The 16,421-nt window shown below is 64.7% G+C and carries 15 protein-coding genes; 9 read left to right on the forward strand and 6 right to left on the reverse strand.

The genetic code is table 11. The annotated features are described in order from the left end of the window. Window positions 1-36 precede the first annotated feature (36 nt). Complete coding sequence (xopAG, locus tag BJD12_RS25115; RefSeq protein ID WP_269205818.1) at window positions 37-1,554, reverse strand: XopAG/AvrGf1 family type III secretion system effector; 1,518 nt, start codon at window positions 1,552-1,554, stop codon at window positions 37-39. 1,318 nt (window positions 1,555-2,872) lie between these two features. Continuing rightward, window positions 2,873-3,757 carry a hypothetical protein gene (locus BJD12_RS13630; protein WP_005992724.1) on the reverse strand — a complete coding sequence of 295 codons (885 nt, stop codon included), beginning with the start codon at window positions 3,755-3,757 and terminating at the stop codon, window positions 2,873-2,875. An 88-nt stretch (window positions 3,758-3,845) separates the two neighbouring features. Between BJD12_RS13630 and BJD12_RS13635 the strand changes: the two genes are divergently transcribed. Together BJD12_RS13635 and BJD12_RS13640 are read left to right on the forward strand one after the other, a co-directional pair. Continuing rightward, complete coding sequence (locus BJD12_RS13635; RefSeq protein ID WP_039423419.1) at window positions 3,846-5,141, forward strand: acetyl-CoA C-acetyltransferase; 1,296 nt, start codon at window positions 3,846-3,848, stop codon at window positions 5,139-5,141. 124 nt (window positions 5,142-5,265) lie between these two features. Next, on the forward strand, window positions 5,266-5,799 hold the full coding sequence (locus tag BJD12_RS13640; protein ID WP_005992726.1) for a hypothetical protein: 534 nt from the start codon (window positions 5,266-5,268) through the stop codon (window positions 5,797-5,799). Window positions 5,800-5,855: 56 nt separating this feature from the next. On the opposite strand, the gene BJD12_RS13645 is transcribed toward BJD12_RS13640, so the two are convergent. The 3 genes from BJD12_RS13645 to BJD12_RS13655 all read right to left on the reverse strand — a co-directional run bounded on the left by BJD12_RS13645 (window position 5,856) and on the right by BJD12_RS13655 (window position 8,975). Then, window positions 5,856-7,121, reverse strand: coding sequence for a heme biosynthesis HemY N-terminal domain-containing protein (locus BJD12_RS13645; RefSeq protein WP_005992727.1), 1,266 nt, complete (start codon window positions 7,119-7,121; stop codon window positions 5,856-5,858). Then, entirely contained in the window at window positions 7,118-8,095 is a 978-nt protein-coding gene (locus tag BJD12_RS13650; protein WP_005992728.1) for a uroporphyrinogen-III C-methyltransferase, read from the reverse strand. The genes BJD12_RS13645 and BJD12_RS13650 overlap by 4 nt, the downstream gene beginning before the upstream one ends. 103 nt (window positions 8,096-8,198) lie before the next feature. Then, window positions 8,199-8,975, reverse strand: a complete 777-nt coding sequence (locus BJD12_RS13655; RefSeq protein WP_005992729.1) for a uroporphyrinogen-III synthase — start codon at window positions 8,973-8,975, stop codon at window positions 8,199-8,201. Window positions 8,976-9,327: 352 nt separating this feature from the next. Here BJD12_RS13655 and BJD12_RS13660 point away from each other — a divergent pair, with 352 nt between their 5' ends. The 6 genes from BJD12_RS13660 to BJD12_RS13685 all read left to right on the forward strand — a co-directional run bounded on the left by BJD12_RS13660 (window position 9,328) and on the right by BJD12_RS13685 (window position 13,483). Continuing rightward, window positions 9,328-10,137: a glycosyltransferase family 25 protein gene (locus BJD12_RS13660; RefSeq protein WP_039423435.1), complete on the forward strand. Its 810-nt coding sequence runs from the start codon at window positions 9,328-9,330 to the stop codon at window positions 10,135-10,137. 250 nt (window positions 10,138-10,387) lie between these two features. Beyond that, window positions 10,388-10,858, forward strand: coding sequence for a YiiD C-terminal domain-containing protein (locus BJD12_RS13665; protein WP_005992732.1), 471 nt, complete (start codon window positions 10,388-10,390; stop codon window positions 10,856-10,858). A 28-nt stretch (window positions 10,859-10,886) separates the two neighbouring features. Then, on the forward strand, window positions 10,887-11,309 hold the full coding sequence (locus BJD12_RS13670) for a hypothetical protein (RefSeq protein ID WP_039426516.1): 423 nt from the start codon (window positions 10,887-10,889) through the stop codon (window positions 11,307-11,309). 76 nt (window positions 11,310-11,385) lie between these two features. Beyond that, the gene (locus BJD12_RS13675; protein WP_005992735.1) at window positions 11,386-11,820 is read left to right on the forward strand and encodes a rhodanese-like domain-containing protein; all 435 of its coding nucleotides are present in this window, start codon (window positions 11,386-11,388) and stop codon (window positions 11,818-11,820) included. Between the two features lie 109 nt (window positions 11,821-11,929). Continuing rightward, window positions 11,930-12,442, forward strand: a complete 513-nt coding sequence (gene secB, locus BJD12_RS13680) for a protein-export chaperone SecB (protein WP_005992736.1) — start codon at window positions 11,930-11,932, stop codon at window positions 12,440-12,442. Between the two features lie 15 nt (window positions 12,443-12,457). Then, window positions 12,458-13,483, forward strand: a complete 1,026-nt coding sequence (locus tag BJD12_RS13685; protein ID WP_005992738.1) for an NAD(P)H-dependent glycerol-3-phosphate dehydrogenase — start codon at window positions 12,458-12,460, stop codon at window positions 13,481-13,483. A 270-nt stretch (window positions 13,484-13,753) separates the two neighbouring features. Here the strand turns inward: BJD12_RS13685 and BJD12_RS13690 are convergent, their stop codons facing one another. Beyond that, window positions 13,754-14,350 carry an OmpO family porin gene (locus tag BJD12_RS13690; protein ID WP_005992740.1) on the reverse strand — a complete coding sequence of 199 codons (597 nt, stop codon included), beginning with the start codon at window positions 14,348-14,350 and terminating at the stop codon, window positions 13,754-13,756. Window positions 14,351-14,710: 360 nt separating this feature from the next. Between BJD12_RS13690 and poxB the strand changes: the two genes are divergently transcribed. Then, on the forward strand, window positions 14,711-16,420 hold the full coding sequence (poxB, locus tag BJD12_RS13695) for a ubiquinone-dependent pyruvate dehydrogenase (protein ID WP_172797266.1): 1,710 nt from the start codon (window positions 14,711-14,713) through the stop codon (window positions 16,418-16,420). Window position 16,421: the final 1 nt, after the last annotated feature.

Below are 16,421 nucleotides of genomic sequence, written 5' to 3' on the forward strand. Positions count from 1 at the left end.
GTGCCGATGAGGTGGGCAGAGCTTGGCTAACTAGCTCTAGTCGCTGCTGCTCATCGATTTTCCCGCATAGAAAGCCTGCGCAGCATCCTTGCAAATCTGCTCATAAAACGTATCGGCGTCCTCGGTGGAATAGCCAGCGCCCACGAAGCATCCGCGTGCGATTTCATGCAGCGAATGCCGGATGCTGCTGGCGTCGTCGTAGACGGCATTGAGGCAGGCAACCACCACCGCGACATCCTGTTTCGAAAGGCGTGGCTCGCCGCTCATCAGGCGCGCATGGTTGATGCACGCAACGGCATTTGCACTGGTGAACGAGTCGCCCAAGCCGGAGCAGTCTTCAAAGCCGGTGCCTTCGGCGTTGAGTTTGAAGTGCGCGATCGGCAGGCCTTCCATGTTCTTCTGCTTTGCCATCTCCATGAAATCCGCAAGCGCTTCGGGTTGATCCCGCAGGCGCCTGGACTGAATCTTCGTTTCCAGTTTTTGAAGAAACGGCCCTGCGATGCTGGTGTTTCTCTTCAGGACACTGATGGAGGGATCTTCGAACATCAAGGTCGCATCGATCCTGTCGGTTTGCTCCTGAGACAGCAGCCCGTTTGCGATCAGGGTCTTCATGATGACTTTCTCCGGGTGGCCCCAATGCTCGTCGGCCGCATAGACCTGCCGGAAATTCAGGATTGCCTGGCCGGCGGCGTGCTGTGCTTGTGTGCCGAGCGTGTCATTGCCATCTAATGCGCGTTGAAGCGACTCCATGCATTGTTTGAGAGACAGCGCCGCATCGCTATTCGAAGCCTGCTTGAAATGCTGCATGCCACGGTTGATGAAGGGTTGGGTGATGGAGCGCGAGGTATATCCGCTTGCTCCGGTTCTGGCATTGGGTACGCCGGTCAGCGAGTACTTGTTTTTCTTGTCGTAGAGCTCGCTCTTGCTCAGATCCGGGTCGGCCGGGACGTTCGCAGGCGCGTATTTGGCGATGCACTCCTGCTTGATCCGCTCGCCCTTGAGACAGCTGAGGTTGGTCAGCAGCGATTCCCGTGCATTCTTGGTGTCGAACAGATGGCCGACATGGACCTTGGTTGCCGCGCGGTAATCGCTCATGGTGGCGAACTGGTTGGACCCGCATGTCTTGATTGAGACGAAAGGACGGCCATGGGATGCGCGTTCTTCCTCGGTGGCGCTGTGGTACCGAGCGTGATATTCCTCCGCTTTTGCACATGCCTTTTCCAGGCGATCATTGCTGGTAAACCCGGCCTTGCCATCGACCAGTGCGGTCGTGGACAAGAAAAAGTTGTCTGCAACATAACCGGCGCCCGCGATTCCCAGCGCGTATTTGGCGACCCGAGAGGCCCAGTTTCTCCCGCGTCCGCCGTTTTCCTGATGTGGGCCTTCCTGCGCTGCTTGCCTGGCTTTTCGGGCGGGTAAGGCCCCCAGCAAACCAGTCGTTTCGTTGGCGCCCGGCGATGTAAGCGACGACGCAGACGGGTGCTGCGCTGGCGAGGGGCTGGAGGCAAGATGCCGTTGAATGGTGGTCAATGTTTGTGTGGTCTTGGTGCGCATGATGTGTCCTCTCGATGCAGAATAGAGAACCGCTGTACTGGTTGAGTCGAGACTCGGCGAAGCGTCGCGGCGAAAAGGCCGTTGGTCGAGTAGCGAAGTGTTGCGATATGTGGTGGCGTGTTCCCGATCACGTTGATTCGCGCTGGGTCATCAGAGAACGGCCGCCAAGCAGCTTGCGGTTACGTCATGGTTTGGGTTGTCGCGCGCGTCGTTGCGGAGTGCTGAAACCGTTTCGATATGTCGGCCGGCAATGTCGATGTTGCACGCAGCGGTGATCACAGCAGCCGAAGTCCTAGCGTGGCGCCATGCGGGCTGCTTCCGTCGCATCGCGCAACGACTGTGCCTGATGCCTAGGCGCGCATCCATTTCGACCGCGAAGACGTGATGTCATAAACGAGCAGGTGCGCTGAGCGGCATCTATCGCATCCGGTCGAGCGATCCACTGCGGCTCGGTAGGGCCATGCACGCGTGATATTGACCAAGACATGCAGGTAGGGGGGATTGAAGATCAGGATGGGTATTGCCCCATCTGGAATCGTTCGATCGCTAAGAGCAGCCAACAACTACTTCGCAGTCGCCAGAAGGGCGTGCCGGTACTCGGAATCGGCATGTGCCACGCGTCCACTTCGATCCCTGCGCGCCGTCCGCCCCAGCACTGACGACTGCTTGCTGACGGGTCATGCGCCGCGCTGGAGATGGCAGGCGTCGAAGTGCGCTGCCGAGGTCGTCGCAATGCGCGCGGGCGCTCCAGGTGGGGAGAGTTGCAGAGCGCGGTTTGCAACGCCTGTCTGCAACTCCACGTGCCACGTGCGGCGATCGCGGTGCAGCCGTGTCGGCCGGCGAGCCTGGCCATGCTTCCATGACGTCATGAATAGATGCAGCATGGCGAGCAACCAGCGTTGCAACGCGCGATATCACCGTCATCGTTTGCGCGAACGCCCAGCTGTTTGGCCCGCGCCTGGCGTCGCCAATGCGACTAGGGGCCGATTGGGTATTGGAAATACACGCCATCGCCGTCACTGGGCGACCGTCTGGAGGCCCCGAAGGGTAGTTTGCGGGCCTGCGAATGCGCTTCCGGTGCAGGCAAGGCATCGGTGGACGCCGCCCAGCCCGTCCTGCGTACATCCTGGCTGATCCTGTGGCGGAATCGTGCCGCCGCGCGAGGTGACGATGCCAGCGCTGCTGGCTTGCACGAAAGCTGCAATGCCTTGCCAGACCCAACCGCGAAGGCGGCCATGCGTGCGTCACGCTGCATCGGCCATGTAAATCCCACCTCCCGAATCACGCAATGCAGGAGCGGTGACGCGGGTCGTCGGGCTTATGCAGCCAGCGCCTGCCGCGGATCCTGCCCAGGCTCCACATGCACATACAGCACCGGCAACCCGTGCGCTTCCAGCACCGCGGCCATCTGCCGCTGACGCGAGAGGAATTGCTCGTAGACGCCACGCAGGCGCTCGCAATTCTCGCGGTCGTGCGCGTAGTAATCGCACCAGCCCGCGGGGTCGAACAACGCGATGCGCACCTCGCCATCGACATAACGCAGCACCGGTTCGGGCGAGTGCTGCAGCCATTCTTCGCTGTCGGGGGCGAGCAGGGCGGCTTCGATCAGCGGCCACAGCGGTGCCAGACCCTGGTTGTCGTACTGCATCGACATCATCGCCGCCAGATCGTGCGCAGTGAAATAGCGGGCGTGCTCGATGCGTGCGCCGAAGCTCTCCTGCGCCAGCAGTGCGGTATCGGCTTGGGCCATGCCCTGGGCCAGCAGCACTTCTTCCATCGCCTCGGCAACGCTCGCCACGATCTCCGCATCGCCAGACAGAAGAAACGGCAGTACGCGCAGTCCGCCGCCGGTCAACTGCGCATCGGCCTGGAACGGCAGGGGAATCTCGCCCTGCGCGTCGGCGCCGAAGGCCAGCACCCGCGGGCCCTGGCCGCGACCTGGCGCGCGGGCGTGCAGTTCTTCCAGCCGGCGATGCAGCGGCCAGCCCGGTCGCAGTACTTCGGCCGGGTCGAAGTGCGCCATGGCCACGCTGAGCTCGAGCTCGCGCACCTCGGGGATCCACTGCGCCAGGTCGCGGCCGATGCGTTCGGCCAGCATGCCGGCTTGCTCGGGCGCCAGAGCGCCGCGTTCGGGGGCGGTGCCGCCCGTCAATTCCAGCGCCATCACACCCATGGCGGTCACGCCGTGTTCGGTCTTGCTCATGATTCGCGGTTGGCCCATCACGGGGTCGAAGCTACACTGCGGCCATTATGCCTGCCAGCCCTGTGCAGGCCATGTCCCCGAGTCCTCCATGCCAGGTCAACCGATGCCCGCAGCCCGTCCCGTCGCCATTCTGGGCGGCGTTCGTATCCCGTTCTGTCGTCAGAACACCGCATACGCGGACGTGGGCAACTTGGGCATGTCGGTGCGCACGCTGGGCGCGCTGGTCGAACGCTTCGGCCTGCATGGGCAGCAATTGGGCGAAGTGGCGATGGGCGCGGTGATCAAGCATTCCTCGGACTGGAACCTGGCCCGCGAGGCCGCGCTGTCGTCGGGTCTGTCGCCGCTGACCCCGGGCATCACCCTGCAGCGCGCCTGCGGCACCAGCCTGGATTCGGTGATCACCATCGCCAACAAGATCGCGCTGGGCCAGATCGATTCCGGCATCGGCGGCGGCTCGGATACTACCTCCGAGGTGCCGATCGTCTACGGCAAGAAACTGCGCGCGCGCCTGATGGCCGCCAATCGCGCCAAGGCCACCGGCGACAAACTCAAGGCGCTGCTCCGCGGCTTCAAGCTGAGCGAGCTCAAGCCCGAATTTCCTGGCGTGGCCGAGCCGCGCACCGGCAAGAGCATGGGCGACCACTGCGAAGACATGGCCAAGGAATGGAACATCTCGCGCGATTCGCAGGACGAATGGGCGGTGGCCTCGCACCATAAGCTGGCCGCAGCGTATGAGCGCGGGTTCTTCGATTCGCTGATCGCCCCGTTCCGTGGGGTGTCGCGCGACAACATCCTGCGCGCGGACACCTCGCTGGAGAAGCTGGCGACCCTGCGCCCGGCGTTCGACAAGACTTCCGGCCGCGGCACCTTGACCGCCGCCAATTCCACCCCGTTGACCGATGGCGCTGCCGCAGTGCTGCTGTCCAGCGAGGCCTGGGCGCTGGCGCATGGCCACACGCCGATGGCCTACCTGCGCGATGCGCAGGTGTCGGCGGTGGATTTCGTGCATGGCGAGGGCCTGCTGATGGCGCCGACCATCGCGGTGCCGCAGATGCTGGCACGCCAGGGCCTGACCCTGCAGGATTTCGAAATCTACGAAATCCACGAAGCCTTCGCCGCGCAGGTGCTGTGCACGCTGCGCGCCTGGGAAAGCGAGGACTACTGCCGCAATCGCCTGGGCCTGGACGCGCCATTGGGCCGCATCGACCCGGACAAGATCAACCCGCTGGGCTCGTCGCTGGCCACCGGCCACCCATTCGCCGCCACCGGTGCGCGCGTGGTGGCCACCGCCGCCAAGCAGCTGGAAGAACGAGGCGGCGGCCGCGCGCTGATTTCGATCTGCACCGCTGGCGGCATGGGCGTGGTGGCGATCGTCGAGCGCTAGTTTGCTGTCGCAACGAGATTGGGCATTCGGGATTAGGGATTCGCAACAACAAAAAAAGGAATCCTGTTTTTGCGAATCTCCAATCCCAAACCCCAATCCCAATCCCACCTGCAAGGACGCATGGATGTCGAATGACGCATTTCGCGAACCGCCCAGCCTTTATCTGCCTCCGGCAGACGGCGATATTTGGCGCGAGGGTGACCTGCTGGTCTGCACGCCGGGCGCCACTTTGCCGCCGCGGTGCGTCAAGTGCAACGCGCCGGCCGACATGCCGCCACGTCGCTACATCTTTCATTGGCACCACCCGGTGATCTATGCGGCGCTGCTACTGGGCGTGCTGCCGTACCTGATCCTGGCCATCGCGTTGCGCAAGCGCAGCGCGCACCGGATTACCTTGTGCGAGCGACACGAGCGCCGTCGCGTGCGTTACGTCGCGGTGGCGATGGCATCGGTGTTGGCGTTGCTGGTGTGCGGGCTGTCGATCGATAGCCCGTTCCGCTGGGTGATCGGTGCCGGCGTGATGGCGGCGATGCTGCTGATCGGGCGACTGGGTTCGCGCGTGTTGTCGCCGACGCTGGTTGATCATGCGCAGGCACGCTATCTGGGTGCCTGCGATGCCTTCCTGAGCGACTTGCCGCCGGCATCGCGCGAACGCTGATGCAAATGCGGCGCGCCTGTCTTGCGCGCCGCCGCAAATCGATCAAACCGCATCGATTACAGAATGCGATCGTCCGGCGCGAGCGGGTCGGCCGCAGGTGTCGGCGCCACCGCCATGGTCGGCCCACGCAGCGACTGCTGCGGCATGCCCGCATGCACCGGCTCGCCGCGTGCGGCGCGCAACGCATTGGCGTAGCAATGCTGCGCAGAGAGCAGATCGCCAGCGGCGGCAAGCCCATGCCCCAATTCTTCCCACGCCTCGCTGCCGGCGCCATTGGCAAGCGCACGGTGCAGGAACTCTTCGGCCTGCGACCACTGCTGCTGATGGCGGGCCAGGCGCGCCAGCGTCAACAACAGGCCGGGACTGTCCGGATACTGGGTCAGCCAGCGCTGCGCACTGGCCCGGCGTGAATCGTATTTTTCCAGCGGCAGCACACCATACAAACGCACCAGTGATTCGTCCCACTGGGTATCCAGCGCCTGTTCCAGGCTGTGCACCGCGGCATCGTCCCAATGCAGCACGGCGGCGCGTTGCGCGTAGGCGCCGACGACTGCCGGGTAGGTACGTAGCGGTTTGGGCAGCGCTTCCCAACGCTCGGCCAGCGCATTGGCATCGCCGGCCTGCAACAGGGTCTGTTCGGCCAGCGTGGCCTCCAGCGCGCTGTAAGCCTCCGGCGCCAACACTGCCTGCTGACGCAAGGCGCCGAGCTGGCCGTAGGCTTCGTCGGCACGGCCGATCTGCGTCAGCGCATGCGTGCGCAACAACAGGCCGCGTGCCGGCAGCGGCTGCGCATTGGCGGCATCGAGCGCATTGATCGCCTCGACCGGGCGCTGCCGCGCCAGATGCCGCTCACCCTGCAACAGTGCATGCGCGGTGGGGTCGCGCTCGGCCAGTTGCTGTGCGAGCGCGGTGGCTGCGGCCTCGTCGCCGCGTGCATCGGCCACGCGCACCGCGCTTGCAAGCGCAATGCCGCTGACTTCGTCGTCTTCGCTGGCAGTGACCAGCAGGCGTTCGGCGCGCTGCCACTGACCATGGTCGGCGGCGCGCAAGCCTTCGATCAGGCGCGCGCGGCCCTTCTTGCGGCGGTATTTGCCCCACACCCGGAACGGCAGGCTGATCAACGTCCACAGCAACCAGACCACCAGCAGCGCGATGATCAGGATCAGCACCGCCTGCGGCATCGCGGCGCGGTAGTCGTTGCCGCCCACGCTGACCACTACGTTGCCCAGGTCGTAACTGCTCTGATGCGACAGCCACTGCGCACCGAGCACGCCCAGCGCCACGGCCACCAACAGGATCAAGACGGTACGCAACACTTTCATTGGGTGGATCTCCCTTCACGCATGGCCTGCAGTTGCAGCAGGGTGGTGCCCAGTTCCGGCAATTGCGGACGCAGTGGCGCTTGTTGCAGTGTGCGCAGGCGCATACGCACCTGGCGGCGTTGCGGCGAGTCCGGCCACAAGCGTGTGGTCCAGCTCTCCACGCGGCGCAGCGATTGTGCAAAGCCCTGCGGATCGCTCCGTTCTGCGGCGGCGCGCGCAAGGCTGATTTCGATCTGCAAGGCATCGTTGGCAGCATGGCGGTCGCCAGCGGTGAGCAAGGCCTCGCCACGGCTGGGACGAATATCCACCAGCGGCCCCAGCGCTTTCTGCCACCACGGCCGCGCCGCTTCGGTGGCTTGCGCGGATTGCTCCGGCAGGCGATGCAGATCGATCGTCAACTGGTCCAGCGCCTGCCCAACCTGCGCCTGCGGGCCTGCGCCGAGGCGATCCAGCGCATCGCGCTCCTGCACCAGTGCCTGGCGCAGATTGAGATAGCCCGGATCGTCGATGCCGTTGAGTGCGCCATTGGCCAGGGCATAAGCGCGGCGCGCGCCATCGGCGTCGCCGGCGATGCTCAGCCGCTGTTGTCCAAGCCGCAGCAGCAGTTCCACTTCGTCCAGACGCAGCGCCTGCGCTCCATGCCGGTTCGGGTCGGCAAGCTTCTGCACAGTGTCTTCGAGCAGGGCGCTGCGTTGGCTCAGGCCCAGCATTTCATCGCGCAGCACGCGATTGGTGGCCGCTGCGTCCTGCAGCCGCTCGTTGGCCAGGCGTTGATCGCGTCGCAGTGTTTCCAACAATTGTTGAGTGCCGTCCCAGCGTTGCTGCTGCGCCTGCGCGGCCTGCAGTTGCGCGTCTTGATAGCTGTGCCACGCACGCCAGCCGAGAAATAGCGCCACGCCCACCAACGCAATGGCCAGCACCAACGGCAGCCAGACCCAGGGAAACCGTCGCGTGGTGGCGGGCATTTCGCTCATTCGATCCTCCTCGGGCAGACACGACCGGCGCAGGCGCCGCAGTCATCCCACACAGCATGGCGTGCGCCGGCAGAAGGCCGCAAGCTGTGCTTGAGTTCGCAGTTCAGCAAGGTCGCGACGGCGTCATGATGGTTGCCGCCGCCGCAACCAATTGGTCCGGCAAGGGTCCTGCCGCGCGGACGACATGACAGAAGCCTGCTTCCTGTGCGGCGTCGCACAGGCGTTCGCTGGAAGCCACCAGCGGGCGTTGCCGCACTGCCTCGCCCAATGCGGCGGGCAACTGCTGCAGCACCAGCGTCAGCGCCTCGGCACTGCTCATGGCCAGTACGCTACGCGGCAGTGCATCGGTCAAGGCGTGCAGCGCCGACGGGCGCAAGCGCAGCGGTACGCGATGATAGACATCCGCCCGCAGGATGCGGGCACCGCGGTGTTCCAGGGCAGGGGCCAACATGCCGCGCCCACCCGGTGCGGTGATCAGGCCGACGCTTTGCAACGGTGCGGCGAACAGCGGCAATGCGAGCAGGCCTTCGCTGTCCATGCGCGCGGGGCGCACGACCGCATCGATGCCACAGGCCTGCAGCGCGCGCGCGGTGCCTTCCCCCACGCTCACCCACTGCGCCTGCGACGGCCGCTGCAATGGCTGCAGTTGATGCGCCGCCCGCACGGCTGCCGGGCTGGTGAACACCGCAATGGGTGCTCCCAGCGCGCGCTGCAAGGCGGCGCGCGCCTGTGCGGTGTCGTTGGTCTGCAGGCGCCATGGCGACAGCGCCAGCAGCCGCCCACCGTGCCGCGCCACCGCCCGCCGCAACGGCGCATGCTCACCGCTGGGACGGAGCGAGAGCAGGGTCCAGGGATCGGCGAGCGGAGCAGTGCGGGTCATCTGGCGATTATGCGAGAGCGCTGCCGTCTCGGGTGGATCGCGTGTGCGGTCTTGGCGTGGGCGATGCATGCGGGCAGCTTGCAAGCACCGTAGCGAGCTGCTTCCAGGCGGATGCCGACGGCTGACTGGCACTGAAGCGGACGTGTCGTCCCTGCAGGTTCCGGGCACTGGCCGCGCCTGTCTGGTGGTGGCGCAGGCGTCGTGGTCGCCGCTCTTCATCCGCGCGCCTGGTCGTGCCTTGTGTGCCGCTCAACGTGATGCCTGCGTTTCTGCGGCCAGAACCTCGTGTTGGGGTCTGTGCCAATCAGCGCTTATGCCCACGATCCGCCACGACATCGAGCAGAAGTGGTGCATGATCAAGTCCTATCTCATCAACATGCAGCGCAGCGGCGATCGCTTGCAGGCGATGTCGGCGCGTTTCCAGGCATTGGGGATCCTTTTCGAGCGCCTTGCTGCGGTCGACGGTGCCACGCTCACACCTGCGCAGATTGCCGACTTCGTGCGTGAGCGCCCGCTGGAAAACTCCGGCGATACGTTCAGCACCGGCCCGCGCAAATGGACCGCATCCAACATCGGCTGCTTCCTCAGCCATCAGGCGGCCTGGCGCATCGCAGCCGCATCCGAGGATGCGTACACCGCCATCTTCGAAGACGACATGCACCTGTCCGATGCGCTGCCGGCGCTGTTGCGCAGCACCGACTGGCTCCCGCCGGGCAGCAGCGTCGTGCGCCTGGAGCCGTCCTACAACCGGATCAAGCTCGATACCAAGGTCGCCGACATTGCCGGACGCCAGCTGCGGCTGGTGCGTCCGTCGACCTATCAACATTGCTGGCCGGTGTGCGCCGGCGCGCTGATCATCAGCCGCGAGGCGGCGCGCCGGCTGCTGGCCGCCGACGCGCGCTGGCACACCATGGCCGATATCTTCCTGTTCGGCTGGAACGAGTCGCCGGTGGCGCAACAGCTGTCCACTTATCAGGTGTCGCCGGCCGCCTGCATCCAGGACAAGTTCTTTCACGCCGCGCCGGAGCAGATCGTGTTCACCAGCACCATCGATGCGCCGCTGACGCGCGCGCAAAAACAACGCAGCGCGCACTGGAAGGCCAAGGCGACCACGCTGTTGCGCGTGGCGCAGGGCTATCGCAAGGTCGTGTTCGCACCATAAACAACGGCCGACACGACGGCCTCGTGTGCTGATCGCGGGTTTCCTAAGTGCGCATTTGCGCGCCGACGTTACGCGCAGCCCATAGCGGGCGGTGCCGGTGCATGCACCGGTTCGACGACGTAACACCCACGCGTGCAACCGCTTGATGCTGCACGCGTTCACCATGCGGTACCGCATGTCATCCACATGCACAAGACGCTCGCCAGACATTGCGGCATGATGCCGCCCTCGCCGTCTGCCAGCCTTGTCGATGACTCCTTCGTACACGCTCGCCTCCGCCCTGCAGTCGCTGCAGTCGCAGTTCATCGCCATGCCGCCAGTGCTGTCGATGGGCATTGCCGTGGATGGCCTGCATGATGGCGCACTGCGCCTGCGCGCGCCGCTGCAGGCCAACGTCAACGACAAGGCCAATGCGTTTGGGGGCAGTCTTGCCTCGTTGATGACGCTGGCCAGCTGGGGGTGGCTGACGCTGCAACTGCAACTGGCCGGCCACGAAGCCGACGTGTATGTCGCCGACAGCCAGCTGCGCTACGTCGCGCCGGTGTACGAAGACCTGGTCGCCAACGCCGAGCCTGCCGAGTTGGGCGGCTGGGAGGCCTTTCTGGCGACCTTCCGCCAGCGCGGCAAGGCGCGCATCGGCATGCGCGCGCAGATCGCGCTGGGGTCGGGCGCGGCGGCAGCGACGTTGAGCGGGCGCTTTGTGGCGTTTCCAAAACGGTAGGATGCGGGCTGGATCAAGGGGAATGCGCATGCGTGCACTGATTGGAACGGTGGTCCTGCTGGGGCTGGCGCTGCTGAGCGGGGCGGCCACTGCCGGCAGTCGTGCCCAGGGGCGTGCGCTGGAAACCACCCAGGCCGCCTACACGGCCGCGGTGCGCTGGAGCGATTTCGATGCCGCGCAGGGGTTCGTCGAACCGACCTACGCCCAGGCCCACCCGCTCAGCGACCTGGAACGCTCGCGCTATGAGCAGGTGCAGATCTCCGGCTACCGCGAGTTGCGCGTGGGCGAAGAGCCCAATGGCGACCTGCGCCGTGAGGTGGAACTGCGCGTGATCAACCGCAACACCCAGGCCGAACGGCTGGTGCGCAGCATCGAGGTCTGGCACTGGAATCCCGAACAGAAGCGCTGGTGGCTGGCCAGCGGCCTGCCCGATCTGTGGAAGGGCCAGTAGCCCTGCCGCAGCCTCGCTGACCGTCGCGCGCGCCAGCTGTGCGACAATTCCCGCCCGCTCGACTGACCCTGACCCCGTGAATTTCGAAGAGCTGCAGGCCTTTGTCGGCCGCAACCCCATGTTGTCGCTGGCCCTGGTGGGCCTGACTATCGCCCTGATCGTCACCGAGGTTGCGCGCCTGTTCCGCGGGTATCGCGCACTCAAGCCGGCCGAGCTGACCCGTTTGATCAACAGCGAAGACGCGCTGGTGATCGATCTGTCGCCCACCGCCGATTTCGAAAAAGGCCATATCGCCGGCAGCCGCAACGTGGCGCTGGCCAAGTTCGACCCGGCCAGCAAGCTGCTTGCCAATGCCAAGGCATCGCCGGTGGTCGTGGTCTGCCGCAGCGGCAACACCTCTGCGGGCGCGGCCAAGACGCTGAAGAAGGCCGGCTTCGAAAAGGTGTACTGGCTCGAAGGTGGCATCGCTGCCTGGCAAATGGCCGAGCTGCCACTGATCAAGGGCCGCTGATCCGCCTTGTGCGGCAGCGCGCAAGCCCCCATTGCTTGCGTGAGATACTCGCGTTTTCACGTCTGCATCACTCAACGCTGCATCCACCGAACCGTTTCTGGAGTTAGGAATGTCCGACGAAATCCTCAATGGCGCCACCGCGCCGGCCGACGCCGCTGCTGGCCCCGCTTTCACCATCGAAAAGATCTACGTCAAGGACGTTTCTTTCGAGTCGCCGAACGCACCGGCGGTGTTCAATGACGCCAACCAGCCCGAGCTGCAGCTGAACCTCAATCAGAAGGTCCAGCGCCTCAACGACAACGCCTTCGAAGTGGTGCTGGCCGTGACCCTGACCTGCACCGCCGGTGGCAAGACCGCCTACGTGGCCGAAGTGCAGCAGGCTGGCGTGTTCGGCCTGGTCGGCCTGGAGCCGCAGGCGATCGACGTGCTGCTGGGCACCCAGTGCCCGAACATCCTGTTCCCGTACGTGCGCACCCTGGTCAGCGATTTGATCCAGGCTGGCGGCTTCCCGCCGTTCTACCTGCAGCCGATCAACTTCGAAGCCCTGTACGCAGAAACCCTGCGTCAGCGTCAGGGCGAAGGCACCTCGCTGGCCGATTCTGAGCCGGCTGGCAACGCCTAAGCACTGTGTGCGCCGATGAGCGATTCGACCCACAAGATCGCCGTTCTCGGCGCCGGCTCCTGGGGCACGGCCCTGGCCGCGCTGCTCGCCAGGCATGGTCACCCGACCGTGCTCTGGGGCCGTGATGCGGCGATGGTGGATGCCATCGACCGCACCCACGAGAACGTGCGTTACCTGCCCGGCATTCCGCTGCCGGATACGTTGCGTGCCACCACCGACTTGCGGGCCGCCGTTGTCGATGCGGACTGGATTTTGGTGGTAGTGCCTTCGCATGCATTCACCGAAACGATCCGCTTGATCGCCCCGTTGCGCCCGGCCAACGCCGGCGTGGCATGGGCGACCAAGGGCTTTGAACCGGGTTCCGGGCGGTTTCTGCATGAAGTGGCGCGTGATCTGCTCGGCTCCAGCGTGCCGCTGGCCGTGGTGACCGGGCCGTCTTTCGCCAAGGAAGTCACGCTTGGTCTGCCCACTGCCATCACCGTGCACGGCGACGAGGCGGCGTTTGCGCAAGTCGTGGCCGATGCGATGCACGGGCCTACCTTCCGTGCCTACACCGGCGACGACATGGTCGGTGCCGAACTCGGTGGCGCAATGAAGAACGTGCTGGCGGTGGCCACCGGTGTGGCCGACGGCATGCAGCTTGGCCTCAATGCCCGCGCCGGTTTGATCACGCGGGGCTTGAACGAGATGTTGCGTCTGGCCGCGGTGATCGGTGCGCGCCCGGAAACCTTGATGGGTCTGGCCGGGTTGGGCGATCTGGTGCTTACCTGCACCGGCGATCTGTCGCGCAACCGACGGCTGGGGTTGGCGTTGGGCCGCGGCCAGAGCTTGAACGATGCGATCCGCGAGATCGGTCAGGTGGTCGAGTCGGTACAGACCGCCGACGAGGTCATGCGCCAGGCCGAGCATCACGGCATCGAGCTGCCGATCTCCAACGCGGTGCGCGCAGTGCTGCATGGCGAGATCACCCCGGAGGCCGGGTTGAAAGGGCTGTTGGCCCGCGAGCGCAAGCCCGAGTATCCGCAGACCTTGTTTACCTGATCGACCTGTCGCGTGCTTGTGCGCTGCATGGCATTAATAAAAAGCCCGGCAATACCGGGCTTTTTTGTTGGCTGAAGATCGCACGCCGCAGGGGCCGTGCTGCAGCCGACCAACGCATTACCTGCTGAAGCCAGAGGCGTTGCATCGTCTTGCCCTCTTTTCGCACACGCGCGCTGACGACCAATCGCACAAAAGAAAGAAGCCCGGTCGGGGGACCGGGCTTCCAATGCAACGCGGGAGAGAGAGTCGCGTTGCAGTCAAACGTGCGGCTTACCAGCTGAAGCGCGGGCCGACCGACCATTCCTTGTTGCCGTCGCCATCCATACGGATGTCGCCGTTGATGCCCCAGTTCTGGTTCAACTTTACCTGGGCGCCAAGGCGGCCGTAGAAGTTGTCGCCGATGTCGATGCCGCGCTTCTTGGAGAAGTCTTCGTAGCCAGCCAGGGCATAGACTTCGAAGTGCTCGCCGAACGCGTTACGCAGGCCGGCTTCCACGCTGTAGCCGTCGAAGCTGATGTTCGGGGTGTCCAGGTCCAGCTTGCGGTAGGCAACACGGGCAACGAAGTCGGTGCTGGTGGCGATCTCTTGGTTGTAACCCACGCCGACGCCCCACTGCTGGAAGTCGGAGTTGGAGCTTTCGAACACGTTGTCGTTGTCGTCAGCGTTCTGCTTGCTGTAATCGCCGAACACGTGGAAGTTCGGAGCGACGGCGTAGGACGCCTTCACGCCCCAACCATCTGCATCGCGACCTTCGGTCGGGGTGCGCACGTAGTCGCCTTCGACGAAGTTGTAGGAGAGGTTTTCAGCAGCGGAGGCCGCAAACGGCAGGGCTGCGAGGAGGCCGAGGGCCAGCAGTGAAGTCTTCATGATCAATACCTGTGCTTATGGTTTGGGCCGGCGCTGAGGCGGATGCCGTTCGCTGCCGAGATGTAAATTCTCCGTTATTCGATGGAACGCGACATGAATTTTGAAGTGAGCACTGAATGAATCATCGCGCCAGATTCAGCTGCGCTTTCTTGTAGTCGGAAAGCGATGCGCGTAGCGCACATGTAAAGCGTGACGGGGGCACCACTGCGCACCGGCAATGTGAGATGGAGGTGCACAAGCGCGCAAATACGCTTATTTCCCAGTATTTTAGAGCGCGACCACATTGTACTGACATCGTCGCTGGGAGCATCGCATGCTCATGAACTAGTGCGGAGCTGCATCGTGGCGAAGAAGAAGACAGTGGCGCGGTTTCTGGCCGAGACACTGCAGGGCGCGGGTGTGGAGCGGATCTGGGGCGTGACCGGCGACAGCCTCAACGGACTGACCGACGCATTGCGCGAGATGCAGACCATCGAGTGGATGCATGTGCGCCACGAGGAAGTCGCCGCGTTTGCCGCGGGCGCCGAGGCGGCGGTGACCGGCCAATTGGCGGTGTGCGCGGGTAGTTGCGGGCCCGGCAATCTGCATCTGATCAACGGGTTGTTCGACTGCCATCGCAGCCGGCAGCCGGTGCTGGCGATCGCTGCGCATATCCCCTCGTCCGAAATCGGCCTGAGTTATTTTCAGGAAACCCACCCGCAGGAGCTGTTTCGCGAGTGCAGCCACTTCGTGGAGCTGGTAACCAACCCGGCGCAGCTGCCGGAAGTGCTGCATCGTGCGATGCGCACGGCCATCCTGCAGCAGGGCGTAGCGGTGGTAGTGATTCCCGGCGATATCGCGCTGCTGGAGGTGGACAAGCATCTGTCGAGCGCATGGCCGGCGCTGCGCGCACCGCGCTTCTTGCCTGCAGCCGAGGATGTGCAGCAGCTGGCCGAGGTGTTGCAGCAGAGTAAGGCGGTCACCTTGTTATGCGGCAGCGGTTGCGCCGGTGCGCATGATGCAGTGGTGGCGCTGGCAGAGATGCTGGGCGCACCGATCGTCCACGCGCTGCGCGGCAAGGAATACGTGGAGTGGGAAAACCCGTTCGATGTCGGCATGACCGGCCTGATCGGTTTCAGTTCCGGCTACCACGCGATGCTCAACTGCGACACCTTGATCATGCTGGGAACGGACTTCCCCTATCGGCAGTTCTATCCAAAGGACGCGACCATCGTGCAGGTGGACCGCGACCCGGGCGCGCTGGGGCGGCGCACGCCGCTGCAACTGGGCATTGCCGCGGATGTAGGCGAAACCATCGCAGCCTTGCTGCCGCAGCTGCAGCGCCGGGAAGATCGCCGCTTCCTGGAAAAATCGCTGGAGCATTACCGCAAGGCGCGCGAAGGGCTGGATGAGCTGGCAGTGCCGGCCGATCCTGGTGAGCCGTTGCATCCGCAGTTCGTGACCCGGCTGATCAGCCAGATTGCCGATCAGGATGCGATCTTTACCTGCGATGTCGGCACGCCCACGGTGTGGGCGGCGCGCTACCTGCGCATGAACGGCAAGCGTCGTTTGCTGGGGTCGTTCAATCATGGCTCGATGGCCAATGCGATGCCGCAGGCGCTGGGCGCCCAGGCGGCGTCTCCCGGGCGTCAAGTGATTTCGCTGTCCGGCGATGGCGGCTTTGCGATGTTGATGGGCGATTTCATCTCGCTGGCGCAATTGAACCTGCCAGTGAAGGTGGTGGTGTTCAACAACGCCTCGCTGGGCTTCGTGGCGATGGAAATGAAGGCTGCAGGTTACCTGGATACCGGTACCGAGCTGCGCAACCCGGATTTCGCCGCGATGAGCAATGCGATGGGCATCCTGGGTATCCGTGTGGATGAGTCCTCGCAGCTGGAGCGTGCGTTGCGGCAGGCATTTGCGCATTCCGGTCCGGCGCTGGTGGATGTACGTATCGCCACGCAGGAGCTGGCGGTACCGCCGGCGATCAAGCTCGAACAGGCCAAGGGCATGGGGCTGTACCTGCTCAAGGCGGTGATGAGCGGGCGGGGCGATGAGGTGATCGAGCTGGTCAAGACCAACCTGCGCTAAC

Origin of the sequence: Xanthomonas vesicatoria ATCC 35937 (assembly GCF_001908725.1) — a bacterium.
GTDB classification, from domain to species: domain Bacteria; phylum Pseudomonadota; class Gammaproteobacteria; order Xanthomonadales; family Xanthomonadaceae; genus Xanthomonas; species Xanthomonas vesicatoria.

Coding starts and splice junctions, on each gene's coding strand:
- xopAG (WP_269205818.1), bottom strand. CDS start 1,554: ATGCGCACCAAGACCACACAAACATTGACCACCATTCAACGGCATCTT.
- BJD12_RS13630 (WP_005992724.1), bottom strand. CDS start 3,757: ATGAGCAAGACCGAACACGGCGTGACCGCCATGGGTGTGATGGCGCTG.
- BJD12_RS13635 (WP_039423419.1), top strand. CDS start 3,846: ATGCCAGGTCAACCGATGCCCGCAGCCCGTCCCGTCGCCATTCTGGGC.
- BJD12_RS13640 (WP_005992726.1), top strand. CDS start 5,266: ATGTCGAATGACGCATTTCGCGAACCGCCCAGCCTTTATCTGCCTCCG.
- BJD12_RS13645 (WP_005992727.1), bottom strand. CDS start 7,121: ATGAAAGTGTTGCGTACCGTCTTGATCCTGTTGGTGGCCGTGGCGCTG.
- BJD12_RS13650 (WP_005992728.1), bottom strand. CDS start 8,095: ATGAGCGAAATGCCCGCCACCACGCGACGGTTTCCCTGGGTCTGGCTG.
- BJD12_RS13655 (WP_005992729.1), bottom strand. CDS start 8,975: ATGACCCGCACTGCTCCGCTCGCCGATCCCTGGACCCTGCTCTCGCTC.
- BJD12_RS13660 (WP_039423435.1), top strand. CDS start 9,328: ATGATCAAGTCCTATCTCATCAACATGCAGCGCAGCGGCGATCGCTTG.
- BJD12_RS13665 (WP_005992732.1), top strand. CDS start 10,388: ATGACTCCTTCGTACACGCTCGCCTCCGCCCTGCAGTCGCTGCAGTCG.
- BJD12_RS13670 (WP_039426516.1), top strand. CDS start 10,887: ATGCGTGCACTGATTGGAACGGTGGTCCTGCTGGGGCTGGCGCTGCTG.
- secB (WP_005992736.1), top strand. CDS start 11,930: ATGTCCGACGAAATCCTCAATGGCGCCACCGCGCCGGCCGACGCCGCT.
- BJD12_RS13685 (WP_005992738.1), top strand. CDS start 12,458: ATGAGCGATTCGACCCACAAGATCGCCGTTCTCGGCGCCGGCTCCTGG.
- BJD12_RS13690 (WP_005992740.1), bottom strand. CDS start 14,350: ATGAAGACTTCACTGCTGGCCCTCGGCCTCCTCGCAGCCCTGCCGTTT.